The sequence below is a fragment of the Micromonospora sp. NPDC050795 genome (genome assembly GCF_044456785.1).
Taxonomy (GTDB): Bacteria; Actinomycetota; Actinomycetes; order Mycobacteriales; family Micromonosporaceae; genus Micromonospora.
Genome location: NZ_JBITGE010000035.1, coordinates 51,385 through 77,434, shown reverse-complemented (window position 1 = coordinate 77,434; position 26,050 = coordinate 51,385). Strand labels below are relative to the sequence as shown.

The 26,050-nt window shown below is 69.8% G+C and carries 23 protein-coding genes, 2 tRNA genes and 5 pseudogenes; 11 read left to right on the top strand and 19 right to left on the bottom strand.

The window, feature by feature from the left end; genetic code table 11:
- Positions 1–295: pseudogene (locus ACIBEF_RS26415) on the top strand (hypothetical protein); the annotation flags it as partial.
- A gap of 119 nt (positions 296–414) precedes the next feature.
- Here the strand turns inward: ACIBEF_RS26415 and ACIBEF_RS26410 are convergent.
- From ACIBEF_RS26410 to ACIBEF_RS26395, 4 genes and pseudogenes are all read right to left on the bottom strand, one after another.
- Positions 415–1,875, bottom strand: a pseudogene (locus tag ACIBEF_RS26410) (tyrosine-type recombinase/integrase).
- Positions 1,872–2,285 (bottom strand): hypothetical protein, encoded by a 414-nt coding sequence (locus ACIBEF_RS26405; protein WP_396795828.1) that lies wholly within the window; start codon positions 2,283–2,285, stop codon positions 1,872–1,874. Before ACIBEF_RS26405 ends, ACIBEF_RS26410 begins: the two are co-directional and overlap by 4 nt.
- On the bottom strand, positions 2,260–3,174 hold the full coding sequence (locus tag ACIBEF_RS26400; protein WP_396795833.1) for a DUF2637 domain-containing protein: 915 nt from the start codon (positions 3,172–3,174) through the stop codon (positions 2,260–2,262). The genes ACIBEF_RS26405 and ACIBEF_RS26400 overlap by 26 nt, the downstream gene beginning before the upstream one ends.
- A 378-nt stretch (positions 3,175–3,552) precedes the next feature.
- Positions 3,553–4,443, bottom strand: a pseudogene (locus ACIBEF_RS26395) (replication-relaxation family protein).
- Positions 4,444–4,952: 509 nt separating this feature from the next.
- On the opposite strand from ACIBEF_RS26395, the gene ACIBEF_RS26390 reads away from it, so the two are divergent.
- Positions 4,953–5,465: an HAD domain-containing protein gene (locus tag ACIBEF_RS26390; RefSeq protein WP_396795827.1), complete on the top strand. Its 513-nt coding sequence runs from the start codon at positions 4,953–4,955 to the stop codon at positions 5,463–5,465.
- 119 nt (positions 5,466–5,584) lie between these two features.
- Here ACIBEF_RS26390 and ACIBEF_RS26385 read toward each other — a convergent pair.
- The 6 genes and pseudogenes from ACIBEF_RS26385 to amcA (ACIBEF_RS26360) form a co-directional block, all read right to left on the bottom strand.
- Positions 5,585–6,136 (bottom strand): annotated as a pseudogene (locus tag ACIBEF_RS26385) (kinase); the annotation flags it as partial.
- A 15-nt stretch (positions 6,137–6,151) separates the two neighbouring features.
- On the bottom strand, positions 6,152–6,814 hold the full coding sequence (locus tag ACIBEF_RS26380) for a pentapeptide repeat-containing protein (RefSeq protein WP_396795825.1): 663 nt from the start codon (positions 6,812–6,814) through the stop codon (positions 6,152–6,154).
- A gap of 60 nt (positions 6,815–6,874) precedes the next feature.
- A complete protein-coding gene (gene amcA, locus ACIBEF_RS26375; RefSeq protein ID WP_396795823.1) occupies positions 6,875–7,057 on the bottom strand; it encodes a multiple cyclophane-containing RiPP AmcA in 183 nt (60 codons plus the stop codon).
- Complete coding sequence (gene amcB, locus ACIBEF_RS26370) at positions 7,054–8,190, bottom strand: cyclophane-forming radical SAM peptide maturase AmcB (RefSeq protein ID WP_396795821.1); 1,137 nt, start codon at positions 8,188–8,190, stop codon at positions 7,054–7,056. Before amcB ends, amcA (ACIBEF_RS26375) begins: the two co-directional genes overlap by 4 nt.
- Entirely contained in the window at positions 8,187–8,534 is a 348-nt protein-coding gene (locus tag ACIBEF_RS26365) for a hypothetical protein (protein WP_396795820.1), read from the bottom strand. Before ACIBEF_RS26365 ends, amcB begins: the two co-directional genes overlap by 4 nt.
- The gene (gene amcA / locus ACIBEF_RS26360; protein WP_196921378.1) at positions 8,531–8,695 is read right to left on the bottom strand and encodes a multiple cyclophane-containing RiPP AmcA; all 165 of its coding nucleotides are present in this window, start codon (positions 8,693–8,695) and stop codon (positions 8,531–8,533) included. The genes ACIBEF_RS26365 and amcA (ACIBEF_RS26360) overlap by 4 nt, the downstream gene beginning before the upstream one ends.
- Positions 8,696–9,228: 533 nt before the next feature.
- Here amcA (ACIBEF_RS26360) and ACIBEF_RS26355 point away from each other — a divergent pair.
- Positions 9,229–10,292, top strand: a pseudogene (locus ACIBEF_RS26355) (XRE family transcriptional regulator).
- A 6-nt stretch (positions 10,293–10,298) separates the two neighbouring features.
- Here ACIBEF_RS26355 and ACIBEF_RS26350 read toward each other — a convergent pair.
- Together ACIBEF_RS26350 and ACIBEF_RS26345 are read right to left on the bottom strand one after the other, a co-directional pair.
- The gene (locus tag ACIBEF_RS26350) at positions 10,299–10,979 is read right to left on the bottom strand and encodes a YdcF family protein (RefSeq protein ID WP_396795818.1); all 681 of its coding nucleotides are present in this window, start codon (positions 10,977–10,979) and stop codon (positions 10,299–10,301) included.
- A gap of 146 nt (positions 10,980–11,125) precedes the next feature.
- Positions 11,126–11,923 carry a DeoR family transcriptional regulator gene (locus ACIBEF_RS26345; protein WP_396795817.1) on the bottom strand — a complete coding sequence of 266 codons (798 nt, stop codon included), beginning with the start codon at positions 11,921–11,923 and terminating at the stop codon, positions 11,126–11,128.
- A gap of 525 nt (positions 11,924–12,448) precedes the next feature.
- Between ACIBEF_RS26345 and ACIBEF_RS26340 the strand changes: the two genes are divergently transcribed.
- Positions 12,449–13,339 carry a hypothetical protein gene (locus ACIBEF_RS26340; protein WP_396795831.1) on the top strand — a complete coding sequence of 297 codons (891 nt, stop codon included), beginning with the start codon at positions 12,449–12,451 and terminating at the stop codon, positions 13,337–13,339.
- On the opposite strand, the gene ACIBEF_RS26335 is transcribed toward ACIBEF_RS26340, so the two are convergent.
- Both ACIBEF_RS26335 and ACIBEF_RS26330 read right to left on the bottom strand, forming a co-directional pair.
- Positions 13,329–13,625, bottom strand: a complete 297-nt coding sequence (locus ACIBEF_RS26335) for a DUF4326 domain-containing protein (protein WP_396795815.1) — start codon at positions 13,623–13,625, stop codon at positions 13,329–13,331. The genes ACIBEF_RS26340 and ACIBEF_RS26335 overlap by 11 nt on opposite strands.
- Positions 13,626–13,892: 267 nt before the next feature.
- A tRNA-Lys gene (locus ACIBEF_RS26330) sits at positions 13,893–13,968 on the bottom strand.
- A 187-nt stretch (positions 13,969–14,155) separates the two neighbouring features.
- Between ACIBEF_RS26330 and ACIBEF_RS26325 the strand changes: the two genes are divergently transcribed.
- Both ACIBEF_RS26325 and ACIBEF_RS26320 read left to right on the top strand, forming a co-directional pair.
- Positions 14,156–15,418, top strand: coding sequence for an Ig-like domain-containing protein (locus ACIBEF_RS26325; RefSeq protein ID WP_396795813.1), 1,263 nt, complete (start codon positions 14,156–14,158; stop codon positions 15,416–15,418).
- A gap of 249 nt (positions 15,419–15,667) precedes the next feature.
- Positions 15,668–16,960 carry an Ig-like domain-containing protein gene (locus ACIBEF_RS26320; RefSeq protein ID WP_396795812.1) on the top strand — a complete coding sequence of 431 codons (1,293 nt, stop codon included), beginning with the start codon at positions 15,668–15,670 and terminating at the stop codon, positions 16,958–16,960.
- 112 nt (positions 16,961–17,072) lie between these two features.
- Here ACIBEF_RS26320 and ACIBEF_RS26315 read toward each other — a convergent pair.
- Positions 17,073–17,145, bottom strand: a tRNA-His gene (locus ACIBEF_RS26315).
- 112 nt (positions 17,146–17,257) lie between these two features.
- Positions 17,258–17,854 carry an oligoribonuclease gene (orn, locus tag ACIBEF_RS26310; RefSeq protein WP_396795811.1) on the bottom strand — a complete coding sequence of 199 codons (597 nt, stop codon included), beginning with the start codon at positions 17,852–17,854 and terminating at the stop codon, positions 17,258–17,260.
- Positions 17,855–17,920: 66 nt separating this feature from the next.
- Here orn and ACIBEF_RS26305 point away from each other — a divergent pair, with 66 nt between their 5' ends.
- Positions 17,921–19,204 carry a glycosyltransferase 87 family protein gene (locus tag ACIBEF_RS26305; RefSeq protein ID WP_396795809.1) on the top strand — a complete coding sequence of 428 codons (1,284 nt, stop codon included), beginning with the start codon at positions 17,921–17,923 and terminating at the stop codon, positions 19,202–19,204.
- A gap of 120 nt (positions 19,205–19,324) precedes the next feature.
- Here ACIBEF_RS26305 and ACIBEF_RS26300 read toward each other — a convergent pair whose 3' ends face one another.
- The 3 genes from ACIBEF_RS26300 to ACIBEF_RS26290 all read right to left on the bottom strand — a co-directional run bounded on the left by ACIBEF_RS26300 (position 19,325) and on the right by ACIBEF_RS26290 (position 22,912).
- Entirely contained in the window at positions 19,325–20,344 is a 1,020-nt protein-coding gene (locus ACIBEF_RS26300; protein WP_396795830.1) for a hypothetical protein, read from the bottom strand.
- Between the two features lie 148 nt (positions 20,345–20,492).
- Positions 20,493–21,227 (bottom strand): YcnI family protein, encoded by a 735-nt coding sequence (locus tag ACIBEF_RS26295; RefSeq protein WP_396795808.1) that lies wholly within the window; start codon positions 21,225–21,227, stop codon positions 20,493–20,495.
- A 17-nt stretch (positions 21,228–21,244) separates the two neighbouring features.
- Entirely contained in the window at positions 21,245–22,912 is a 1,668-nt protein-coding gene (locus ACIBEF_RS26290) for a copper resistance CopC/CopD family protein (RefSeq protein ID WP_396795806.1), read from the bottom strand.
- Between the two features lie 172 nt (positions 22,913–23,084).
- Between ACIBEF_RS26290 and ACIBEF_RS26285 the strand changes: the two genes are divergently transcribed.
- From ACIBEF_RS26285 to ACIBEF_RS26270, 4 genes are read left to right on the top strand one after another with little or no spacing between them, the layout of a single operon-like run.
- The gene (locus ACIBEF_RS26285) at positions 23,085–23,675 is read left to right on the top strand and encodes a sigma-70 family RNA polymerase sigma factor (protein ID WP_396795804.1); all 591 of its coding nucleotides are present in this window, start codon (positions 23,085–23,087) and stop codon (positions 23,673–23,675) included.
- Positions 23,676–23,707: 32 nt separating this feature from the next.
- Positions 23,708–24,232, top strand: a complete 525-nt coding sequence (locus tag ACIBEF_RS26280) for a MauE/DoxX family redox-associated membrane protein (protein WP_355005412.1) — start codon at positions 23,708–23,710, stop codon at positions 24,230–24,232.
- Entirely contained in the window at positions 24,225–24,941 is a 717-nt protein-coding gene (locus tag ACIBEF_RS26275; protein WP_396795802.1) for a DsbA family protein, read from the top strand. The genes ACIBEF_RS26280 and ACIBEF_RS26275 overlap by 8 nt, the downstream gene beginning before the upstream one ends.
- Positions 24,938–26,026 carry a hypothetical protein gene (locus ACIBEF_RS26270; RefSeq protein WP_396795801.1) on the top strand — a complete coding sequence of 363 codons (1,089 nt, stop codon included), beginning with the start codon at positions 24,938–24,940 and terminating at the stop codon, positions 26,024–26,026. The genes ACIBEF_RS26275 and ACIBEF_RS26270 overlap by 4 nt, the downstream gene beginning before the upstream one ends.
- Positions 26,027–26,050 lie beyond the last annotated feature (24 nt).

Genomic DNA, 26,050 nt, shown 5'->3' with positions numbered 1-26,050 from the left:
TTCGCGCAGCCAGCGGTTCTCTTTGCGCAGCTGTGCGAGTTCGGCCCGCTCGTCGGTGGTCAGCCCATCGGCGCGGACGCCGGTGTCGAGTCCGGTCAGGGCGGTGGGGCCGGTCAGGGTGGCCCGAGGCCACTTCCCCAACGAGCAGGCCGCGCTGAAGTGTCTGTACCTGGTGACCCGGTCCCTGGACCCCACCGGAACAGGAAGAACCCGATGGACGATGCGCTGAAAACCCGCGTTGAACGCCTTCGCCATCACCTTCAGCGACCGCTTCCCCGCCCCTGAAACCTCCTAACCAAGACCGCCGAAAACACCCTTAGCGAGAAAGCCCTAGAAAGCCCCAACGCAGTGGCGGTCGGGCCAGCGAGGTGCCGGCGGGCTGCCGTTGCTGACGACGGGTGGGCAGCCTCCGGGCTACGCCGGCCTTGTCACGCCACGTCGGCGGGGGACGACCGAAGCGGTTGCTTCGGCGGCGGCGTGGGAAAGCTCGGGTAGGACGTCGCCGTAAAACTTGGCAGTGAAGTGTGGGCTGGAGTGGCGGAGCCGGTTGGAGATGACCTTCATCTGGACTCCCGCGGCGAGGCCCATGGTCGCGGCGCCGTGGCGGAGGTCGTGGAGTCGGATGGGTGGTAGACCGGCTTGGGCGGCGAGGTGGTGGAAATGATCGGTGACGTCGGCGGGGTGGAGTCGGCCGGCGGTGGGGGTCTCCCGTCTTGGCCCAGGTGGTGCCGGCTGCGAGGCGCTCGCGGTGTTGCCGGGTGCGGTGGGCACGCAGCACCGCGACGGTCTCGGTGTCGAGGGCGACGCTGGCTTCGCTGTCGGTGGTCTTGGGGGTGTCGATGGCGGTGGCCCAGCTGTGTTGGACGAGTTGCCAGCGGACGGTGAGAGTGGCGGCGTCGAGGTCGAGGTCGTCCCAGTGCAGGCCGCAGGCTTCGCCTCGGCGTAGGCCGGTGAAGGTGATGAGGTGGTAGAGGGCGTAGAGCCGGTCGCCGGCGTCGTGGGTGTGGTCGAGGAATCTGCCGGTGTGTTCGGGGGTCCAGATCATGACGGAGCTGGGGGTCTTGCCGGTGTCGCGCCAGCTGCGGATGCGTTGGTCGGTCCAGATGGCGGGCCTGGGTGGTCGGGCGGTGGGTAGTTCGACCATGAGGGCGGGATTGGTGTCGATGTAGCGGTGGCGGCGCATCGCGTCGTTGAGGGCCTTGCGCAGGGTGGTGTGGATGACGTGCAGGGTCCGGTTGCCGACGATGCGCTGGTTCTTGACCTGGTCGCGTTTGGCGGGGTCGCGGCTGGCGCGCAGGGCGGCGATGGTGGTGTTGCGTTCGGCGATGGCGTCGTACATGGCGTCGATGTGGCCGGGGCGGAGCCGGTCGATGCGCAGGTGGCCGAGGTGCGGGGTCAGGTACAGCCGGATGTGCCCTTCGTAGGAGCGCAAGGTGCCTGTCTTGATGTTCTTGCGTCCGGCGAGCCAGTCGGTCAGGTAGGCCTGCATGGTGGGCAGTTCGGTGGGGGTGATGTCCAGGTGCAGCGCTCGCCGGACCTGATCCGGAGTGGGACGGGCGCGCCGGTCTTGATGGCGGTTTCGATCAGGTCGCCGGTCTTGATGGTGGTGTGCGGGTCGGTGGGGTCGGGGACGGCGAGCGCGGCCCGGATGCGGTCGAGGACGGCGTCGGCGTCGGCCTGGGTGGCGTAGGGGCCGTGACGGAGCGGCCGGCGGGTGCCGTCGGCGCGGGCCGGGATCTCGAATCTGCCAGTGCCAGTGGCCGTGGGTGCGGGACCAGCCGCCGCCGGGCCGGCGAAGCTGGGACAGGATCGTCCCAGTCGCCGGCCCGTGGTGGTGTCGCGGCAGCCGCAGCGTTTGAAGGTGGATCCCTTCACTCATCGTCTCCTGGATGCTTCGTACGGTGCCGCCAGCGGTATCGGGTGGAATCCACTGGCGGCGGGGTCATCGCATCCACGCTCACCTTCGCGTCGGCTTCAAGTCGCCCACCGCCTGCCGCGGGGTCTGGTTGGAGGAGGTGGAGCAGCGCGGCGACCGGCACGATGATGCGGCTGCCGGCCCGGATCAGCGGTATGGGGAACTGGTTGGTGGCGGCGAGCCGGTATGCCTGGGATCGGCTGATCCCGAGCACCGACGCGGTGGTGGCGAGAGTGGTGGTCACGCCGAGGGCGCGGATGCGCTCGATCGTCCACAGCTCCTCGACGCCAGGCGCGGTGGTGCTGTCGGTCGTGGTGCTGTCGGTCGTGGTGCGGGTTGTCTGGTCAGCGGGGTTCGTTGGGCTGTTCATGATCAGGCTTCTCCTGGTTATGAGATGGATGGCTGTGCGGTAGGAGCGGGGTAGCCCTGTCGGGGTCGACCGGCGCAGGGGTGGCTGCTCCGCCACCATCGCGCCGCTCCGGTGACAGAGGCGGTGACGTCGGGTTGGTCGGCATGACCGGGCTCAGTCCGGGTAGCGCCGACGACTCGACCTTGAGGGTCTTGAGCAGTTCGGATATTCGGGTGTTGGACACGGTGTGACCGTCTGCGCGGAGGGCTTCGGCGAGCGCTGCCCGGGTCAGTGCCTGGCCGTCTGCGGAGAGCCGGTCTCGGACTTTTCGCGCCGCTGGCAGCAGCTCGGCCACCGCGCGGGGCGGCTGCGGGGACGGTCCCCGGTCCGCTCGCCGCCGCCGTTCCCGTCCGCCCCCGTGACGACGAACATCCGATGAGCGGACGGTCCGGTTGCTGGACCGCTCCCCCGCCGTGACGGCGGACCGCACGGTCTCGTCCGGTCCGCTGTCCGGACGGGTCCATCCGGCCTCATCCGGTTGGCAGTCCGCAACCGCCACGGCGGGGGCGGGCGTGGCGGTACTGGTGCGGCCGAGGGCGATCTTGACCATGACGAGGAAACCGAGCGCGGGTACGGCGGCGGTGATCCACCCGATGACCGAGGTTTCGGCCTCGACGACCTGCGCCGCCAGAGACAGGGTGACCGCACACGCCAGCACGGTGGCCGGGAACACCGTAGAGGTGTGAGCGCGTTTGCGGCGGCGTAGTTCCAGGCCGGAGGCGATGGACATCAGCTCCAGGACGATCGCGTCGGCCCAAGCCAGCCAGCCGGGTTGGCCGTGCGCGGCGGCGACGTTGTGCACGTGGGTGAAGCTGGCCGCCCCGGCTGCGCCGCCAATGGCCAGCATGATGACGACCTGGACGACGCCCTCGACGCGGCTACCCCGCTCCCCCGCGTTCGGGTCAGTGGCTGGTGCCGTCGTGGCCCATCACCTCCTCGACCCAGACCGGAACAACGAGCCGTCCGCCTGTCACAGGAGGCCGGACCGGATGGCGGACCGACCCGGCGTCGGACACCGATCGGGACGGGGATCGCACGTCGGCCGCGGACCGCCCGCCGCGGACGCGGGAACGGGATGCGGTCCCGCGGCTGTGGGAGCGGACGTTCGGTGCTCTCACAGATCTGTCAGCACCGGCGGAGCTGGTCACGACAGATCCGTGACAGACGCCGGCCGTTGCTGTGCGATCCGCAGCGGAGGTACTGTCCGCCGCCGTCGTGTCGTCGCCAATCACGCGGCCTCACCCGCTCGGCTGGAGACGTCAACGACGTAACCGGCCAGATCAGCCAGCCGCAGCCGCTGCCCTTCCCCGCCGGCCACGGCCCACACCGCCTCCCCTGGGCCGGCCCAGGCCGGCCGTCGCGGCGTGGTCGCGGGCCCCGGTGGCCACCGGCACCATCAGCGGCAGGTCGGCCAGCACGCGGCGCAGGTTGCGCTCCCGGGCGGCCGAGTGCACCCAGAACAGCACCGGCCACATCCGCCCGAGCGTGCCGAACAGCTCCTGATAGCCGTCCACCTTGCCGGCCAGGATCGACAACTGCTCGGCGCCGGTGTCGTACTCGACGAAGAACGGCACCTCTACGCCACCGTCGGCCCACCGGCCGTAGCCGTCCGGGCGGACCCGCGGCTGATACGCCCGCACCAGCCCGGGATCCTTTCGGCTGGTGAACGTTCCGGCGCGCTGGCATACCGCCTCCGGCAACCACTCCACCAGGCCGGCACCCGGATGGGTACGGGCGTGCCCGGCCAGGTTGGTAAAAACCCGTTCACTCCGAGGCGGTGCGCGAGGCTGCGGGTCGAGGTCCAGCGCCGCCGCTCCACCCGGGCGTGGTCGCGCCGCGGTGGGCGTTCGTCCCGGCTGGCCGCGACGACCTCAGCGCCGAGCTGATCTATCACGTAGTGGTACGGGTACGAGCCGCCATCGGCACGCTGCGGCCGGAACCGAGCCACCAACCGCAATCGGTACAGGGTCCGCAGCCGCCGCTGACAGAAATCGAGGGACGGGAACAGGGCGTTCGCGAGCTGGAACGACGTCAACACGCCGTGGTCGTACAACCAGCCCAGCAGCACCCGGTCACGGCCGGTCAGCTGGGACTGGACCCGAAGGACCGGATCATCCACCGGCTACCACCTCCTTTCCGGATACGGAATGCCAGCCCCAGGGGGAGAGACCCGAGATCAGGCAGGGGTCTGTCGCAGGACAAGCCGACGTCGCTGACAGACGGGCTGGCCTGCGGTGTGAGAGGAAACAGGGGGTCGGTTCGGGGGTCCGGCTGAAGACTGACGTCAACGCTGACGCCAAGCCCGACCCCCGAACGGGGATCAAGCCGGAACTCGTCACTGCCAATACCTATGGCAGTAGGTGAAGGTGTCGGCGAAAGCACGAGAACTCCTTGTTTGAGGGTGTGGATGTGGCGTTGCTGTGTGGTCGGGTCACCGGCGCCGCCGGAGCGGAAAGGATCCGGTGAGATGCGCCCCGGCACCGCCCCTGCCGTGGTCGCCGTCGGAGGCGCACGCCTGCCGGCACGGGGCAGCAGCGAGACGAATGGCCTTGGAAGGCAGTGCGGGCGCCTCCTTCTCACCGAGCGCGGAGGTAGCCGTTGGCGGGGTAAGGGCTAGCCTCTGGGGTCATGTCCGCCCCTGCGTCGCGTCCATTGCTGTTCCTTGACGTGGACGGCACCCTCATCCCGTTCGGCACACCCAGGGCGGCTCAGCCGGGCAGGCCGCATGGCCACACCCAGGGAGCGGTCCTACCGGCCGACGCCCATCCCCTGCTGCACAAGGTCGATCCAGGGCACGGCCGCCGGCTGAAGGCCCTGCCATGTGATCTGGTGTGGGCGACGACCTGGATGATCGACGCGAACGACGTGCTCGCACCCCTGCTCGGGCTACCGACCCTGCCCGTCGTCGACTGGCCCGACTCCGACGAGGTCGGCGTCCTGCACTGGAAGACCCGTGGGCTGGTCGAGTGGGCGCAGGGACGCCCCTTCGTCTGGGTCGACGACGAGATCTCTCACGCCGATCGGCAATGGGTATCGACTCATCACCACAGCCCGGCACTGCTACATCGAGTCGACCCACGTCGCGGCCTGACCGAGCACGACTTCACAGTCATCGAGAGCTGGCTCAGCCGGGCGCGGTAGGGCGAGCTCCATGCCGTCGCAGTCGACGGGCTGTCTGGCCACTCGAAACTGATGTTGGCGAACGTGCGCCGCAACGGCGACACGGTGGCCGGCTGAGCTGCTCTACGGGACAGAACGTCCGGTAGCAGGTCGTCGTCGCGTCCGGTCTGGGGCAGCCCGGCCACAGTGGCGATGGCCTTGACGGCCTCGTTCAGTCCGGTGGTCTCGGGTAGGACGAGTTCGTCGGGCCAGCCCAGGACGTCATGGGCGGCGTACCAGCCGCTCATGTCCTCGGCGGTAAACTCGCTGACTTGCGGGCGTGTGAGGTGCCGGCGCAGCGTCTCGGCCAGGGACACGTCGAGATAGCAGAACTGAGACCGCCCGCGGTGGTCGTCCCGCAGGGAGGTCAGCATGCTTCGGTAGCGGCTGCTGTGCATGATGCCCTCCAGCACGACGTGATAGCCGTGGTCCAGCGCGAACCGGACGGTCTGCCCGATCAACGCCGGTGCCGCGCCGCCGGGCTTGTCCCGCTCGCGCAGCAGGATGCGGCGCAGGTAGTCCTGCTCGACCAGGGCGCAGCCCCGGCCGTGTCGGCGTCGTAGTTCGCGGCCGATGCTGCTCTTGCCGGAGGCGGAGTTGCCCCGGATGCAGACGAGGATCGTGTCCGGGCTGCCGGTGGGTTCAGCGAGCACGACGCCTCCTCGGCTTCAGTCGTTACGCACGGTGAGTTTGAGGGCGGCGACGGTCAGCTGGGTGAGTTCAGGAAGTTGGTCCTCGCCGAGGGTGACGCCGCGCAGGTTGTCCAGCGGCGTCTTGAGGCCCTTCAGCCGGCTGCCCCGCAGGTCGGTGCCGTCGAGTTGGCAAGAGTCCAATTCCAGTCCGGCGAGGTCACAGGACCGCAGCGCGATGCGAGTCAGTCGGCAGGAGGACCACGCGCCGTTGGTGAGAGTGCAGTCGGTGAACGCGACCGAGCCGGCGGCGGCGACGCGGTGGAAGGTGGCGTAGTCGAAGCGGCAGCCGTCGAACAGGACGTCCTTGAGGCGTACGTCGGTGAGTCTGGTGCCGGTGAACCGGGAGCCGCTGATCGCGCAGCGTTCGATGGTGACGCCGGTCAGGGTCATGCCGGAGAAGTCGGTGCGGGTGATCTCACAGCCGTAGAGGCTGCCCGCTTCCCAGGTGCTCTCGCTCAGGTCCACGCCGGTGATCAGGCTGCTGCGGATGTTGGCGTCCTCCAGGTGCGAGCCTTGCCACGCTGCGCCCTCGACGACGGCCTCGGTGAGGCCGCCGTCAAGGTCCGTCGTGGTGTCGAGGTCGTCCGGTTCGAGGTCCGGCAGCAGGACCTTCACGTCGCCGATCGTGGTGGTGCGCATGTGTCCTCAACCTGTGTGGGCGCGGGGTGGGCACGCCACCCCCCGCGTCCCGTGGTGGGGCTACTTCTTCTTGTTCCAGTTGTCCCAGCCGGGTCGACTGTCGAACTTACCCTTGTTGTCCCAGGCGGGGCGGTTGTCGAACTTCGCCGCGTCAATCGACGCTACCGACCGCTCAGGGTCGACGCCGAGGCGAGCGAGTTGCTCGGGTGCGGCGTTGACGAGAGTCGCGAGAGCATTGGTCATGGTGCTCCTCCTTGAGGGGTGAGGTGGTCCGCGGCGGCGCGAACGAGGGCCTGTCGAGTGGTCCGGCAGTAGGTCGTCTCTCGGGCGGTGAACGTCGCGTGCTCGAAGTAGCGGTCGCCGGCCTGGGCGCCACGGCAGAAGTCGTAGAAGGCGCAGTGGTCGGCACAGCCGTTGAGGGCCGTAATGAACTCGGCGACGTAGCCCAGGTCGCCGGCGCCGGCAAGCATGGCGGTGATGGGTTGATGAAGGACGTTGCCGGCGATGAAGTCGCCGTATCGCGGCTCTGTGATGCCGAGCAGTTCCGGTGACAGCAGCACCACCTGTCCATCCCAGGAGACGGTCGGGGTCGGCTCGTACGGCGCGTGGTCGACGCGGCCAGCGCGGGTGGCGGCGAGATAGTCGGCCAACCGGTCCACGTCGCGGATCCGCAGCGGGCTGCCGCCAACGCGACGTGCGATAAGGCGCTGCCAGAACCGGTACGCGGCGTCCTCCGACACCGATGCCCGGTCGGCGCCCTCCTGCTCTTCGATGTTGAAGCCCACCGACTCGCAGCCGGGCAGGCCGGTGAAGAAGTCGATGAGGGCTTCCGCGTGGTCGATGGTTTCCGGGGTGACTACACAGATCACCGAATACCTCAGCCCTGCCTCGGCCAGGGTCTGTATGCCGCGCAGAGTGCGGGCGTCTGTTGACGTGCCGGCCCGGTCGAGGCGGTTCCGGTTCAACGCGCCCGGTCCGTCGATGCTGACCCCGACCTCGAACCCATAAGCGGTGAAGAGCTCGCACCATTGCCGGTTGATCAACGTCGCGTTCGTTTGGATCTCGTGACGCACCATCCCCGCGCGCCGAAGCTCCTCGAACGGGGCCAATAAATCACGGAACAACCCGATGGGAGTGGCGATGGGTTCGGCCCCGTGCCACACGACGCTCACCGGATGACCGCTGTTCTGCTGGGCGATCGACTCGGCGCAAGCCTGCGCGACCGCGCCGTTCATCAGGCGCAGGGATCTCCGGTCGGGCAGGTAGCAGTAGGTGCAGTCGAGGTTGCAAAAGCTCGTCGGCTGCACGACCAGGGTGTGGAAGCTGCCGGCGACCGCCGGCTGGCCGGTGACGTTGATGAGGCCGATGCCGTTCACGAGGAGGCCTCTTCGATGCTGGCGGCCGTGGTGGCACTGACGCGGTAGACGTGGGTGTGGCGGGCGGGCCAGCCGAGGAACCGGTCGAACATGTCGGCGGCGCTGCCCGTGACGCTCGGGTTGAGCCGATGCAGGTCGTCGATCGCGTCGTGCAGGCAGCCGGCCAGGTAGAGGAACAGGCTCACCGGCTCTTCCCGGTACTCGGCGAGGAGCGCGAGCTTCGCCGCGCCGCAGGGCCATGGCTGCCCGCACCGGCGGCACAGCCACAGCGGGCGCATCGGCAGATGTTCCACCTCGGCTGGCGCGAGCCCGTTCGCCGCCAGACGGCGCTGCTCCCCGGTCACCGGCGACCGCCCTCGCGGGCCTGCTGCTCGAACAGCCGACGCCACACGAAGGTGAGCAGCGGAGGATCAGCGCGCCGCACCTGACCCTGTGAGGACGTCCACCTGGGCTCGGGGCGCCGGGACTGGCTGGCAATCGCGTTACGCGAGACGTACACCGTCATGCCTCCACCCCCACCAGGATCGATGAGCGGCGGGCTCGCCGGGGGAATGGCGAGCCCGCCGCCGCATCACGGCGGCTGGGAGCAGCCCGCCGATCACCCACCCACGCAGCCCTCATGGCGGTACGCAGGCGGGGAGAACGCCGAGACAGTTCGTTCCAGGACGGGCCGAGCCAGCGGCCCAAGCCGTGGTCTGGTGCGCCGCCCATCAATCCCTCCATTTGCAGCTCCCTGTTAGGTCATCCCCGACACCGGCATCGACACGCGCCGGTGATCTGGGGTGAACTGAACGTAGGGGCGGTCCGTACGGAGGACCGGGAAAATCCGTACCGGGTCCGGCGGCCTTCAGCGGGCAGGGTGATGGTGTGCGAGGGATGACGGAAGACATGACCATCGGCCAGCGCGTCGCCTTCTACCGGCGTCGACGAGGCCTCTCTCAGGAGGTGCTGGCCGGCCTGGTCGGCAAGACCCAGGAGTAATTACGCAAGGTCGAGACGAACCGGGCCGACCTCGACCGACTGTCGGTCATACGCGCGATCGCCAAAGCCCTCGACGTATCCCTCGGCGATCTGATCGGCGCACCGAGCCTGTTCGAGTGGTCGGACGACTCAGGGCGCGAGACCATCCCGGCCTTGCGGGCCGCACTTCACGACTATCGTCACCTCGCGCCGACGCTGGCCAGCACGGGGGACGTCGAGGCCCCGCCCTGCGCGAGATCGAGAACGACGTCGCCGAGATCTGGACCGCCTACCAGCACTCGCGTTACGGCACCCTCGCCCGCCGGCTGCCCTACCTCATCCATGACTGCCTCACCGCCACCGAGGCGTACGACGGAGACGATGGCCAGCGCGCGCACGCGATGACCGCCTACGCCCACCAGCTGGCCGCGTTGTTCCTCACCAAGCTCGGCGAAGGTGACCTCGCGTGGACCGCCGCCAGCCGTGGGCTGGCCGCCGCCAACGCCAGCCACGACCACGTCGTCATCGGCTCGCTCAGCCGCTCCGCCGCGCACTCGCTGGCGTCCATCGGTGAGTACGCCCAAGCCCGCGGCCTCGCCGCTACGGCGGCGCAGTTCCTGGAACCACGGCTCGCCAAACCCACTCCGCAGCTGCTGTCGGTCTACGGCAGCCTGCACCTCGTCTGCGCGCTGGCCGCCGCCCGAGACGACGACCGCGCCTCCGCCGACACCCACATCGCCGAGGCCGATGCCGCCGCACAGCGGCTCGGCGCCGATGGCAACCACGTCTGGACCGCCTTCGGGCCGACCAACGTGTCGATCCACAAGACGACCGTGGCGATGGAACTCGGCGACGTGCAGCGCGCCATCGCCATCGGCGCCACACTCGACACCAGCACCGCGCCCGTCGAGCGGCAGGTTCGGCACGCCATCGAAACCGCCCGGGCCCTTGCCCGGTGGAACCGCATCGACGACGCGCTCGCCGCGCTCCTGGAGGCCGAGGTCATAGGCCCTGACCAGGTGCGCTACCACCAGCTCTCCCGCGACCTCGTCCGCGACATCCTCACCCGCTCCCGGCCACCCCGACTGGCCGTCGAACTCAGCGACCGGATGGGCGTCCGGTCGGGAGGACCGCGCTGGTAGCTGGGCTCAAATCAGCCGGCTCGTGTAGCCAGCCGCGACCAGGCGCTCGAACGCCGTCCGCACCTCGTCCGGAATCTCCTGCGGGATCGCGAACCCGCGCTCCGCGTACACCTCGATCCGCTGCGTGTCGCCGACCAGCATGTCCACCACCCGCCGCGGGTCGCCGATGCTGCTCACGTAGTCGTCCAGTTCGAGTGGGTTCGACGCGCACACCACATCGACCTCCGCCCACATCAGCCTGCAGGTGGCGTAGGCCCGGCGCTGTTGGTAGGGCCGCGACATGATCAGCACTGACTGCACCGGGATCCGGTGCTCGGTCAGGAGCTGACGCGAGTACTCCAGGTTCTGGGCGGTGTTCGTGGCACGCGGCTCCACGAAAATCGCTTCCGCGGGTACGCCCTGCTCGATGGCGTACTCGCGGTAGTGCACTGCTTCTCCACGCGGGAACCGCTCGACGGTCGTTGGGGCGTTCGCGCCGGTGAACACGATCCTTGGGAACAGGCCCTCGTGAAACAAGCGCGTCGCGATTACGGCCACGCCGAGATCGTGACTGCCCAACCCGATCCCCACGTCGCATGGGCGCAACTCGTGGCGCATGTCGTGGTATCGCCACAGCGTCTCCACATCGGCCCGGATCGCGTCAGGGATCGCCTCGGCAGGTGCCTCTGCATACCGGTTCATCAGCACCTACCAGGTCCGGTCCGCGCTGGTTCCCTCATGCCGCCAGCGTAGGGCTAGCAGGGCAGCAGGACGCCGCTGACTCCAGCACCACGCCGCTGACCTCGTCGGGACCAGGGGGCTGGCGGCGGCCAAGGCATCGTGAAGGGGTGCGGTCAGGATCCAACCTCGACGAGGCAACGCCTGCCGCCTTCGCCCGGCATCTGCCACACCTGCTCGTCCGGCCAGTGGCGATACAACAGCTGCCGTGTGGTCGTGGCGACAACGTTCGGCAGCGGCCCACGAAGCAGGTCGGCCTGCAGTCGTTCCTCCCGCTCGGCGTCCTGCGCGATCAGCAGAACCGCCCCGACCGGCACCAGCCGGTCCGCATGCCGGTAGCCGCCCAACAGTCCACCCAACCCTGACGCCGGCCGCTCGTACTCGGCGACAACGTCTCCGGTCGGGCCACGGTCGACGTGTACCAGGAATCGCAGGCACCGCCCGTCCTGCAGCCATACGCCGTAGCCGTCGGCCCGCAGCTGCGCCAGGTCGTGCTGGCGCAACCACGACGAGGTCTCCATCGTCGCCAGCCACTGGAACAACTCGCACCGCCCCGGGTTGCGCCGCGACACCTCGACCAACGGCAGAAACAGCAGGGCATCCGCCGCACTGGAGGGCCGCTGACCCAGCAGCAACGGAACCGGCCGCCCCGACTCCGTCAGGGCGTGCCGGCGCACCTCGGTCCCCTCGGCCGTGACCCCGTACCACCAGGTATGGGTCCGGTCCTCCGCCGAGCGCTCGCGGCGCACCAGTCCCGACTCGTGCAGCCACACCAGGTCTCGGTGAGCGGTCAGCCGCGACACCGCGCAGACAAGCGCCACGTCCAGCGTCGACGCGGACCCATGCTGTGCCAGGTACGACAGGATCCGCCACCGCCGCGGGGACAGCCGCCGCACGGCATCCTGGTCACCCATTCCCTGATGATCCCTCCGAGCCCCGGCGGTCCGACATCCTGTTCGCCAAGGCTGTAACAGAGAGTGGTCGATGCCCTGATCGCAAGATCGGGAACCGGGACCACCGTGACCGGAGACAGCGCTCGCCGGAGGCCGTTGAACGAGGCGTCACCGGGCCGTGCGAGCACCCACATATCCAAACCGTGGTTTTGGGGTTGATTTTGGAGATCACTGTTCACTGAATCAGCCGAAGAGCTGAGGACAGAAGAGGCGAAGCGGTCAAACCAAACCCTCAATAGTTGATCTCCACAGAGAGCGCTGCACCGCGGCACCAATCTCCAGGAACGTCTGACACGCGCCTTTCCGGCCCAGCAATGGCGCACCACGGACCGAGACAGCGGTTACTTAAAAGTAATGAGAAAGATGAGTTCTGCGCGCTGGCGTTTGACTGAGAGGCCAACTCTCACCCCTGCCAGCTAGTGCCGGATCTATTCAAATGTGAGATCGTCTATGTAACTAAACGTGCCTGGACAGCTGCATTTAGCGATGTGGGTGGTTCCGTTGGAACAGCTTCCGTTGTGGGGACCGAGCACCGACGAAGATCCGAGACCGAAGCCAGTCCTGGCACGACCAGCGACACTCCGCCTCCTGATTACAGTGAAGGCGGCACCCAACCCCTCCGCGCGGTACGGCGAGACGGTCTGCGTCGGGGCACTGGGCATGGACCCGCCCTGGACGGGTTGGATTCGCCTCTACCCGGTCCACTATCGAGACCTCGACGACGACGGCAAGTTCCACAAGTACGACATCATCCACGTCGACGCACTGCCAGCCAGTCAGGACCAGCGGCGCGAGAGCTGGAAGCCGATCGTGGACACCATCACCACCGAGCGGCACATCGCCAGCCGACAGTCGCGTCGAAACCTCCTCGATCCGCTCGTCGAAGACTCCATGTGCTGGCTCAACAAACAGGCCCGCGACGACCGGAGCGCACGATCGATCGCGCTGATTCGCGTGGCCGACATCTCGTCTTTTCAGGTCAAGCGCCATCCCGGCTGGTCGGCGGAGGATCGCAAGAAGATCGCTGGCTACCTCAACCAGCTCGACCTACTGGAATCGGCCAAGCGCAGCCCGCTTCGAGTACCACGCTTCACTGGTGCCTACCGCTATCGCTGCGCAGACCGTCATTGTCGCGGGCACCAACAGACACTCTGGGACCGGGAGTTCGTCGCCCTACAACGTCGTCTAGACCAGCTCACCGACGCGGAGGCCGCAGAACAGCTGAGAAACAAGTTCCTCACCCAGCTCTGCGCCGCCGACCGCGACGTCGCCTTCTACGTAGGCAACCAAGCGGCAAGACCGCAGTCCTTCAGCATTGGCGGTGTCTACGCACCGAGACGGCCCACCTCGCGATACCGATTGCACCTCAACCGATGATGTCGGCCAGCACGTCGGCATGGCACGAGTCCTCGACGCGGCACCAGCACGCCAATTGCTTCCCCGTAAGCTCCCGCCGCGCCCGGTCAACAAGGGCCGGCTGCCCCACAAGCCACTGCCGATAGAGGCGTAACGCCTCCGCCCGATCATGCTTCCGCAGGCTGAACGGATTGGCCCAGGGAGAACGCTGCAGCCCGAACCCCTGCCGCCCCACATACACGGCTCCGGGCGGCACCATCGGGTGATAGAGATCCCCCTGCACGCGAACCCGCAGCTGTCCCCCCACACCACCAGCGTAATCGCCAACGACTGGATGCTCGAAGAAGCGCGGCGGACGCCTCGGCGGTCGGATGCGTCAATGCCCTGACGACCGTGCAGGCTGGCCACCTCAGAAATGACGATGAGCGCGGGCGTCCGCGGAACAACGACGTGTCCCGGCAACGCCGGCCCGGTCCAACGGCTCCCGAGCACCCACCGAGCGACCACCCCACCACCGCGGTACACGAAAAAGGCCCCGACCCAGGGTTAAACCCCAGGTCAAGACCTTGATCGTTGGTGCGCCGCCAGGGACTCGAACCCCGAACCCGCGGATTAAGAGTCCGCTGCTCTGCCAGTTGAGCTAGCGGCGCTCGTTCGGCAACGGAGAGAACATTAGCACCCCTCCCGAGCGGCCTCCAATTCGGTTCCCCGGGTCCCCCCTTCGGTCGAGCTTTGCCGGCAAAAGCCCCGAACCGGGCACCACCGTCAAGATCGGGACGTGGGTTGCGGCGTCGATGCGGCACGATGTCCGCCAGGTACGCGAGAACAGAGGTGGGCATGGCACGGTTCACGCGAGCCGGGGCGGTGGTGGGCGCCCTGACTCTGGCGGCGTCGCTGGCACTGACCGGATGCGGCGGCGACGGAAAGAAGCCGGAATTCGTTGGCGGGGCGTCCTCGGACGTGAGCGCCGCCCCCGACTCAGCCGCACCGTCGACACCCAGCACACCGAGTGGGCCGGCACTCACGCTGAGTCCGGCGAACGGCACGAAGAACAGGCCGGTGAGCACGGAGATCAGCGCGAAGCTCCCGGACGGCGGGAAGGTGTCAGCTGTCACGCTGACGGCGGACGGCGGCGGCTCGATCGAGGGCAAGCTGCGTAGCGATGGTTCGTCCTGGGTGCCGTCCGCTCCGCTGAAGTGGGGCACCCGCTACACCGCCACGGTGACGGCCAGCGCGTCGGACGGTACGAGCAGCCAGGGCACCAGCAGCTTCACCACGATGGCCAAGCCGAAGTCGACGATCGGCTCGGGCCTGTACCTCTTCGACGACAAGAGTTACGGGGTGGCCATGCCGGTGGTCACCGAGTTCCATCCGGGTATCCCGAAGAAGGACCGGGCGGCGGTGCAGAAGCGGATGTTCGTCAGGACCGACCCGCCGCAGCCGGGCGCGTGGCATTGGGTCAGCAACGGCACGCAGGCCTACTACCGGGCTCCGGAGTACTGGAAGCCGGGCACCACCATCACCGTGCGGATCGCCCTGGCGGGGGTGCCGTTGAGCAACGGCAAGTACGGCGACATCGACCGCAAGGCCACCGCCAAGATCGGCCGCTCGTTCGAGATGAAGGTCGACAACGCCAACAAGAAGATGACGGTGTTCGAGAACGGCACGCCGGTACGCACCATTCCGGTGAGCCTGGGCAAGAAGAGCACCCCGTCGTCGAGCGGCACGATGGTGGTGATGGAGAAGAAGGAAGCCACTGTCTTCGACACCCGCGACGACCCGGATCCGGCCAACCGCTACGTGACCGACATCCAGTTCGCCCAGCGGCTCACCTGGGGCGGCGAGTACATCCACGCCGCGCCCTGGTCGGAGCACGTGCAGGGGCGGCAGAACGTCTCGCACGGCTGCGTGAACGTGTCGATGGCGAACGCCAGGTGGTTGTTCGACAAGACCCGGATCGGTGACCCGATCACGATCAAGGGCACCGAGCGCAGGATCGCCGCCGGTAACGGTTGGACGGCGTGGAGCCTGAGCTGGTCGGAGTTCATCAAGGGCAGCGCGTTGCCGGTGCCCAGCGGTGGAGCCGGCCCGGCGGTCTGAGCCGTCGACCTCGTTGCGCCGGCTCGGCCGTTGGCCGGGCCGGCGTACTCTTGCACTCCCGCCGGTCGATGACGACGCGGCGACCCCCGCACTCCCGGCACGGAGACGAACCAGGCTCACGAAACGCCGGATAGTAGCAGGATTCGGGCACTATTGACGGCGTGTTTCGGTTCACCCTCGGCAACCGGGGCCGGCTCTGGCGCGTCAGTAAGAGACGATGGGGCAGCGACCACAACTGTGAGGGACTTCATGCGAGCTAGCCAGGACCAGCTGATCAGGCCCGGTGGGCGACGCCGCGTGTTCGCGGCAGGGCTCCTCGCCGTGGCGCTGGCCTTCACCTCGGCCTGCACCGACGGCGACGGCGGCAAGTCGTCCTCGTGGCACGGGGGCGGCGAGAACCCGGCACCGAAGGCCGCGGCGACGATCAGTGAGCCGGCGGCCGACGCCAAGGACGTGGCAGCGTCCACCGGCATCACCTTCACCACGAAGGACGCCGTGGAAACCGCGGTCGAGCTCAAGGACGCCGCCGGCAAGGCGGTCGAGGGCGCGCTCGCCAAGGACGGCAAGTCGTGGCTTCCGGCTGGCGCGCTGGCCTACGGCACGAGCTACACGGCCACCGTGACCGCCAAGGGCGACGACGGGCTTCCGGCCACCGCGACGAGCACCTTCACCACCATGGCCAAGCCCGGCAACCAGGTGCGGGTGAGCAGCTTCCTCGGTGACAACCAGGTGGTCGGGGTGGGCATGCCGCTGATCGTGAAGTTCAGCCGGGACATCCCGGAGGACTACCGCGACGACGTGCAGCGCCGGATGACCGTCACCTCGACCCCGGCGCAGGAGGGGATCTGGCACTGGGTCAGCCCCACCGAGATCCGGTACCGGCCGAAGGAGTTCTGGAAGCCCAACAGCAAGGTCTCCTACCGGGTGCAGGCCGGCGGCCTGCCGATGGGTGCGGGTTGGTACGGCCGCGCCGACCTCTCGGTGGACGTCAAGATCGGCGCTGCGGTGGTCATGACCGTCGACAACAAGACCAAGCGGATGACGGTGACCCGCAACGGCTCTGTGATCAAGACCATTCCGGTCAGCCTGGGCAAGAAGAGCACCCCCTCGTCCAGCGGCACCATGGTCGTCATCGAGAAGCTGCGCAAGACGGTCTTCGACACGTTCGAGGAGTTGGGCCCGGAGGAGGGCTACCGCACCAAGATCGACTTTGCGCAGCGCCTCACCTGGGGCGGGGAGTTCATCCACGCGGCACCCTGGTCCGAGGGGCAGCAGGGCACCACGAACGTGTCGCACGGCTGCGTCAACGTGTCGATGGCCAACGGCGACTGGCTCTTCAAGAACACCCAGATCGGCGACCCGATCACCGTCAAGGGCACCGAGCGCAAGCTGCAGAACGGCAACGGCTGGACCGACTGGAACATGAGCTGGGACGAGTACGTCAAGGGCAGCGCCCTCCCGTACGAGCCTCCGGCCGACCCGGACGCCACCACCCCGGCCCCGGACGGGGCGGTCACCCCGTCCCCCACACCGACCGCCTGAGCCAGCCGACGAAAGCCCCCTCTTCGGAGGGGGCTTTCGCGTGTCCCCTGTCTCGCCCCCACAACGACTCAGGCCCCCTCCGAGGAGGGGGCCTGAGCAGTGAAACCAACTGGGTGACTGATGGGAATTGAACCCACGACAACCGGGACCACAACCCGGTGCTCTGCCAACTGAGCTACAGCCACCATGCCGCCGTCGCCCGGCTGATCGCTCCGGGCGGGGTGCGGACCAATAATAGCCACACCCCGACGTACCTCGTCCAGCGGGTTCCCTGCTCCCCGGGACGAGCCGGCGCGGTCAGAGTTCGGCGGCGATGGCCTTGGCGGTCTCGACGTCCGGGCCGGGCAGCGGAACGAAGACGGTGCGCCGGTAGTACTCCAACTCCCGGATGCTCTCCCGGATGTCGGCCAGCGCCCGGTGCGCGAGACCCTTCTGCGGCTGACCGAAGTACACGCGGGGGTACCAGCGGCGGCAGAGTTCCTTGATCGACGACACGTCGATCATCCGGTAGTGCAGGTGGGCGTCGAGGCGGGGCATGTCCCGGGCGATGAAGCCCCGGTCGGTGGCGATCGAGTTGCCGCAGAGCGGAGCCGTACGCGGGTCCTTGACGAAGGTGCGGACGTACTCCAGCACCAGGTCCTCGGCCTCGGCGAGGGTGACCGCCGAACGACGGACCTCCTCGGTGAGGCCGGACTTGGCGTGCATCGTCTGCACGACCTCCGGCATCCCCTCCAGCGCCGCTTCGTCGGCGTGGATGACCACGTCGACACCGTCACCCAGCACGTTGAGGTCGGGATCGGTGACCAGTGCCGCAACCTCGATCAGTTTGTCCCTGCCGAGGTCCAACCCAGTCATCTCACAGTCGATCCAGACGAGGAGATCAGCCACCGGCACAGCCTACGCGCAGCCCACGCCCCGCGGCTGCGCGCTCTCGGCGGACCGGACCGCTAGGGTTTCGGGGTGCCAGCAGAACCCGTCGCACCGCCCGCCGTCACCGAAGACGATCCCGGCGGCCGTACGGTCCGTCGTCTGGTCGCGGTGGTGGCCCTCGGCGCGGTGCTGCCAGCGCTGTACCTGCCCGGCCTCGTGCACAACTTCTTCGATCTCAAGATCTACATGTCCGCGATGGACTGGTGGCGCGTCGGCCACCCGCTCTACGACTACGTCCAGCCCGACCGGGTGCAGGGCGAGTTGTACTTCACCTACCCACCCTTCAGCGCGTTGCTGCTGTGGCCGTTCGGTCTGTTACGGCTCGGCGCCACCGTGGCGATCTTCACGGCGCTGACAGTGCTGGCCGTGGTGCTGACCACCCGGTGGCTGGTGACGCCGGTGATCGCCCGACACGCCCTGCCCCGCACGTTCACCCTGGTCGCCGCCGTCCTGCTGGTGCTGGCGGTGGAGAGCATCCGCGAGACGATCACCTTCGGCCAGATCAACATGCTGCTGGTCGTGCTGATCCTGGCCGATCTGCTGTTCGCGGTGCCGCAGGCGCGACGCTGGGCCGGGGTGGGCGTGGGGCTGGCGACGGCACTCAAGCTCTTTCCCGGCATCTTCATCGTCTATCTGCTGGCCACCCGGCGGTGGCGGGCCGCGGCGGTGGCGAGCGCGACCGCCGCGGCGGCGACCCTGCTCGCGGCGGCGATCGCCCCTCGTGACTCGTGGCGGTTCTGGACGCACGAGCTGTGGACCACCGAACGGGTGGGACGCACCGACATCGTCGGCAACCAGTCGCTGTTCGGCCTGCTCAGCCGGTTCACCGAGCCGGAGAAGCCGGACCGGCTGCTCTGGTTGCTGCTGGTGGCCGCGGTCGCCGGCTACGGGCTGTGGCGGGCCGCCCGCGCGGCCCGGGCCGGTGACGCGTTGACCGGCCTGACGTTGACCGGGTTGGTCGGTGCCCTGGCCAGCCCGATCACCTGGACCCACCACATCTACTGGTTCGTGCCGGCGGTGGTGCTGCTCGCCGACGCGGCGTTGAGCGCGGACCGCCCGGACGAGGCACGCCGGCGTCGGTGGCTGGCCGGGCTCGCGCTGGGCATCACCGCCGTGACCATCTACGGCGTGGTGACGTTCCAGGCCTGGGGCGCGGGACCGGTCCGCACCCACGATCCGGTGGACTTCGTCGTGCAGAACACCTACGTGCTGCTCAGCCTGCTGCTGCTGGCGGCGTTGCCGGTGCGCTCGGGGCTCGATGCGGAAAATCGCACCAAATGGACAGACCTCCCGAGTGGCCATGTTCGCCGCTAATCTGTCCTCATCTACCTCAAGCGTCGCTCGGGTAGCACCGCTCCCCCGGTGAGGGTGGCCCTCCGCGTCGGCAGCGCGGCGGGCCACTCGCCGTCTCACCCACCAGCACCGGCCGGGTCGTCACCCGACCGGGCCGCCACGGGCCGGGTCGTCGCCCGGTGCGGTCACCACCGGCCGGGCCGTGGGCTCGTCCACGTCGGCCGGCGGCCAGGCGAGACTCAACGTCACCTCCGGCGGGCGGGGCAGCCGGACCGGTTCGTCCAGGTCGGCGAGGGTGGCCGCGCGGGCCGCGCCGATCGCCGACCGGGCGGGCTCCGGGGCGCCGGAGCCGACCGGGGCGAGTTGTCGGAGCGGCAACGGCGACGTCGACTCGGCCTGTCGGGGGCCCAGGCCACTCAGCGAGGTGACCCCGAGCCGACCGGCGAGCACCGGCACCTGATCCGGCTCGACCACGAAGATCACCTCGCGTGGCCGTAGTGGCCGCAGCAGGAGCAGCGCCGCGCACACCACCAGCAGCACGCCGACCGTCAACAGACCCCAGGTGGCCGGGCCGGTCCACCCGACCCGCAACTCGGCGTGCAGGTCCAGAGCGAGGTCGCCCTCCCCGTCGGGGCGCATCACCACCAGGCTCATGGGCTCGCCGGCGAGGTCGTCCGCGTTCCACTCCAGCGAGCCGATGCCCTCGCGTACCCAGAAGGGTTGGCCCAGCGGCGTGACGGACCCGCCGGCCGGCGCGACGCCCGGGGTGTCGGCGGCCGGTCCGGCCGGATCGAGCCGGACCGGCAGCGGGCCCCGGGCCAGCGCCACGCGGCGGACCGTGGCGTGCGGCACCGCCTCCAGCCACCCACGCACCTCGGCGGTGGGCGCCAATCCGACGAAGGCCGGCCCGCCCGTGGTGCGGGCGTCCAGGCGCAGCCGGGTCTGGGCGGTACGCGCGAAGGGCGCCTCCTGCCGCAGCAGCCGGTCGAGGTCGGTGACGACGATCGCGTGACCGGGCGTGCGGACCGTCTCGAAGCGGGCGGCGAAGGACCCGCCGGGGTCGGCGTGTCGGGTCACCAGCCACAGCCCGCCACCGGCGAACAGCGCCGGAATCCCCACCACCAACAGCAGCACTCCGGCGATCATCCGCACGAACCGCATCCGCACCGTCCCCCTCCGTAGCCAAATACCCGGCCGACCTTACCGACGTACACCGTCTGATCAGGGGATATCCACGGCACGGTCGGCATCGGCTCCGAAAGCACGCTGGCCCGCCGGAAGATCCGGCGGGCCAGCGGGTGAAACAGGGTCAGACCTTCGCGACCGGTTCCCGGCGGGTACGCGTGAACGCCAGCCCGCCCAGCACCAGACCGGCCAGACCGGCGACGAGACCGGCCACACCGAGGCCGACCGCGAGCCCGTTGCCGTCGTCGTCGTCATCGTCGTCGGGCGAGGCCACGGCCGCGCTGGGCGAGGCCGAACCCGCCGGCGCCGCCGCGGCGGCCAGGGTGAGCACCGGAGCGGGGTGCTCCGGCTCCTCGGCACCCGGCGCCGGCTCGTCGATCCACCGCGAGATGTTGCCGTCCGAGTAGGTCTGCAGGACCTTGAAGACCATCGAGTCGACCTGCGGCAGCGGCCCCAGCGAAACGGGGAACTCCTGGAACTGACCCGGCTTCACCCCCGCGTCGGCGGAGGCCGTCCAGGTGATCTTGGAGACGGCTTCGGTGAGCTGACTGCCGTGCACCTCGATCGGCGGGTCCACCTTGCGCTTCTCCGTGGCGACCGTCCAGCCGGGCACCGGCATCGTCGACACCGAGCCGACCGGGGCGTTCTCCGGCAGCACGACCTCCAGCTTGGTGGTCGACGCGCTGTCGCTCTCGTTGGGCACCCGGAACGCCACCCGGGCGTAGCCACCCTGGGTTGCCTCCTTCGGGTTCACCGTGACGTGCGCGGACGCCGGTCCGGCGAAGCCGAGCACAGCGGTGGCGGCGGCGGTGAACGCCAGGGCGGCAGCGGCGGTTGCGGTACGCCGGAATCGGGTCATGGGTTTCGCGAACCTCTCTAACGGATGGGCACGGTGGCGGTCACCGTGGCCTGGTCGATGTCGGTCGTTCGGGCGGTGATCTTCAGCTGCCACTCGCCGGCGGTCGGCATGCTGATGTCGCCGTAGGCGTGACTGTCCGTCAACCGCAGCAACGGCACCTCGATCGGCTCGATCCCGGCCGAGGGCAGCGCGGCCGTCGCCTTCCACTCCGCGACCAGCAGTGGCTGGTTGGCCTTGTCGTACGCGTACAGGTGCACCGTGTTGTTGCCCCGCCCGGCCGGGCTCACCTCGACCTCGACGGACAGGAGCGGGCTGGAGAGCCTGGTGCTGAAGAGGCCGGACTCGGCCCCGGCGGACGGCCCGGCCGCGGCGGTGCGCGCGGGCGTGGTCTGCACGAGCGTGGCGGACACGGCCAGCACCACGACGGTGACGGCCAGCTCCACCAGGACCGCCCGGCGCACCGGTACCGGGCGTTGCGCCGCGACGCGGCTGCGCACCAACTTCCGGGAGTACGCGGCCACGGCGATGACGATCGCGAACAGCCCGATCTTGGCGAGCAGCAAGCGCCCGTACGTGGTGTCGAAGAGCGCCTGCGGGGTGGCCACCTCGATCAGCGCCTGGACGGTGCCGGCCAGCAGCAGCGCCGATACGGCGAGCGCCGCCCAGCGCGACCAGATCGGCAGGATCGCGCCCAGCTCCCGCTCGTCGGCCTGGCGCAGCAGGAAGACGGCGAGCATGAGCAGACCACCCAGCCAGACCGCCATGCTGCCCAGGTGGACCGCGTCGACCGCCACCGAGACCGCCGGCGCCGGGGAGGCCGCCGCGTGCCCGGCCAGCGGCCAGGTCAGCAGGGCGGCGCCGCCGAGCACGGCCAGGATGATCGCGTCCGCGCGGCCGGCGGGCCGGGCCAGCAGCGGGCGGAGCAGGAAGATGGACGCTGCCAGCAGGCCGAGCCGGACCAGGTGAGCGGCGCCGAAGGTGCTGCCGAAGACAGTGCCGAACCCCTCGCCGGTGACGTCGAAGAGACCACCACCGGCCGTGTAGGGCACCTGCAACCACAGGTCGGCGAGGGTGGCGAAGGCCACCAGACCGAGGCCGGTCCAGGCCAGCCGGGTCGGCCCCCGGCGGGAGAGCCGGCGCGGCCACAGGGCGGCGAGCACCAGCGCCGGCCCGACCAGCAGCACCAGGCCGGCGTAGCCGAGGAAGCGGGCGACCTTCACCGCCGTCTCCACCACCGGGTTGGCGCGGCTGTCAGTGCCGGAGTCGACGGGTGGGGTCGAGGGCGCGCCGACCGAGTAGGTGAACGCGCCGGAGACCGGGTGACTGTCGGCGGAGATCACCCGGAAACTGACCAGGTAGGTGCCGCGCGAGCCGGCCGGGTCCACCGGGATGGTGACGACAGCGTCACCGAACGACGGTTCGCCCCGGTCGGCCCGGGAACCGTCCGGTGCGATGATCCGGATCTTGCCGGGCACCTTGCGGACCGACTCACTGAACGTGAGGACCACCTCGGACGGCCCGCTCGGCACGATGGAGGAGGCGGCCGGGCTGCTGCTCTCCAGCACCGCGTGGGCGCTGGCGGAGGTGGCTGGCGCGATCAACAGGGCGACGACGGTGACGAGCAGGCCGGCGGCTGCCGCCAGCCTGGCGGCCCAGCGGCGGGGGGCGACAGTCATGCCGGACATGGTCGCCGATAGGTGTGCCTTTCGGCGACCCGAGGGGGGTGGGGGCGTCGGTGGTCGCACGTCATGAACTGGTAGTCGGCCCGGAACGGAGAAAAGTTCCCGACGTGGCGCAGACCATCCAAGGGTCGAACGACCCTGACGCGCCGCCAGCTGCCGCGTAACCTGGTGTGTCGTGATCCCTGTCCCGCGTGACTCCGGTGCCGTCAGTCCGGCAGAGCCGGCCGACGAGGTCGCCCGGGACCCGGCAACCGAGTGGGCGCTGACCGCCCGCGACGGCGACCCGACCGCCCAGGCGGCGTTCGTCCGGCTGACCCAGGCCGAGGTCTGGCGGTTCGCCGCCGCCCTGGTCAACCCGGACAGCGCCGACGACCTGACCCAGGAAACCTACCTGCGGGCGTTCCGGGCACTTCCGGCCTTCGAGGGTCGCTCCAGTGCCCGCACCTGGTTGCTCGGCATCGCCCGCCGGGCCTGCGCCGACCACCTGCGCACTGTCATCAGGCGTCGGCGGCTCGACGAGCGCCTGGCGGCGAACGCGTACACCGACCGACCGCACCCCGACCCGGCCGGCCAGTTCGGCGCCACCGACCTCGTCCGTCGCCTCGGCCCCGAGCGGCGCTCCGCGTTCGTGCTCACCCAACTGCTCGGCCTGTCGTACGCGGAGGCCGCCGCCGTCGAAGGGGTGCCGGTGGGCACCATCCGGTCCCGGGTCGCCCGGGCCCGGGACGACCTGGTCGAGGCGGTCGGCGACGCCCTGACCGGCTGAACGCGGAACTTCCGGCGCGGACGGGACGACAAATGAGCGTGACACCACCTTCCACCCGGTCGGGTCGTTGGCCACTGGTCCGCCCGTGGCTCGGCATCGCGGCCCGACTCGGCCTCGCCGCCGTCTGGCTGGTCGCCGGCGCGTCGAAGGTCAGCGACCTCGCCGCCTCCGGGCGGGCGGTCAACGCGTACCAGGTGATGCCGTACGACGTGGCGACGGTGATCGGCGCGGCGCTGCCCTTCGTCGAGCTGGCGTTGGGCGTGCTGCTGCTGCTCGGGCTGGCCACCCGGCTCGTCGCCGGGGTGTCCGCCGCGCTGCTGGTGGTCTTCATCGCGGGCATCGCCTCAGCCTGGGCGCGGGGGCTGGCCATCGACTGCGGCTGCTTCGGCAGCGGCGGGCAACTGGCGGCGGGGCAGGCACCCAGTTACCTCCCGGAGATCCTCCGGGACCTGGGATTCTTGGTCTTGGCCGGATTTCTACTGATCTGGCCGCGTACGCCGGTATCGGTGGACGGGTGGTTGTCCGGCGAACCCGTTGTGGAGGACGAGGATGAGTAGTCGCAAGGGGCAGCGGGACGCCGCCCGGGTGGTCCGCGAGCAGTTGGCCCGCGAGCGGCGCCGCCGCCGCACGATCTGGGTCTCCGCCGCCGCCGTCCTCGTCCTGGTCATCGCCGGCGGCATCGGCTGGGCCCTCTGGTCCAACCAGCGCTCCGACAGCTTCACCACCCCGCCCGGCGCCAACGACGCCGGCACCGGCATCGTCACCGGCGGCGGGCCGGTCACCGTCGACGTCTACGAGGACTTCCTCTGCCCGGCCTGCAAGCAGTTCGAGCAGACCAGCGGGTCCACCCTCGAACAGTTGGTGACCGACAACAAGGCGAAAGTGGTCTACCACCCGGTCGCGTACCTCAACCGCTTCTCCACCACCCAGTACTCCACCCGCTCCTCGGCCGCCTCCGGCTGCGCGGCGGCGGGCGGCAAGTACCACGAGTACGCCAAGGCGCTCTTCGCCCAGCAGCCACCGGAGGGCAGCGCCGGGCTCACCGACGACACCCTCATCGACATCGGCACCAGCGTGGGCCTCGACCGGGGCTCCTTCGGCAGCTGCGTGAAGGACGGGACGTACAAGGGCTGGACCGAACACGTCACCGACGACGCCAGCCGGAGCAACGTCACCGGCACGCCGACCGTCAAGGTCAACGGTCAACCCGTCGAGAACCCCACCCCGGACGCTCTCACCGCAGCCGTGGCGGCGGCCGGCAAGTGATCCGTACCCTGCTGGGCCGCGCCGGCCTGGTCGCCGCCGCCGCTGGCCTGGCGACAGTGATCAGCGCGGCGCCCGCCGCCGCCCACGGCGCGGACGCACCGGACGGCACCGACTACCGCACCCGGACCACCGGCGTCGCACCGGCACGGCCAGGGCTCGAGGTACGCGTCATCGAGGCGGGCGCCCGACTGGAACTGACCAACCGCACCGGCCGCACCATCGAGGTCATCGGCTACTCCGGCGAACCGTACCTGCGCGTCGGCCCGGACGGGGTCTTCGAGAACAGCCACTCCCCCGCCACGTACCTGAACCGCACCATCGCCGGGGACACCACGCTCCCGGCCGAGGCCGACCCGGCCGCCGCACCCTCCTGGCAACGGGTCGACGACGGCACCACAGCGCGCTGGCACGACCAACGCGCGCTGTGGCAGGAGTCGGCACCACCGGCCGCGGTACGCGCCGCACCGGACCGCGAGCACCGGGTCCGGGACTGGACGATCCCGCTGCGCGACGGCACCGACCCGATGGTGATCGGCGGCACCCTGGACTGGGTGCCGCCCCCGGACGCGTACACCTGGTGGGCCGTGACCATCGTGGGGCTGCTCGCGGTGGGCGCGCTCGGCCTGTTCGCCGCCACCGCCCCGGCCGGCGCCCGCGCGCTGTCCGCGCTCGGCGTGCTGCTGATCGTCGGCGGCGCGCTGGCCGTCGGGTACCCGGTGGGACGGGAATTGGACGCGGGGGCCCAGGGCGTGGGCGGAGTGCTCGTCGGGCTGCTCTCCGGGCAGATCTGGCCCCTGGTCACCGGCCTCGGCGCGATCGCCGCCGGCTGGTACGCGCTGAGCCGCCGCCCCGCCGCCGACTTCGTGGTCGCTCTGGCCGGGGCCTGCCTGGCGCTCTTCGCCGGAGCGTCAAACGCCGCCGTGTTCGCCCGCGCCATCGCCCCGGTGCCCTGGTCGCCCGCGACCGCCCGGGTGATGGTGGCGCTCTTCCTGATCACCGGGGCCGGCGCGACATCCGCCGGCATCCTGCGCCTGCACGCCACCTCCCGCACCACCGCAGCAGCAGTCCCAACCCCAGCCCCCTGACCCCCGCCCCGCACCCGCGCCCCG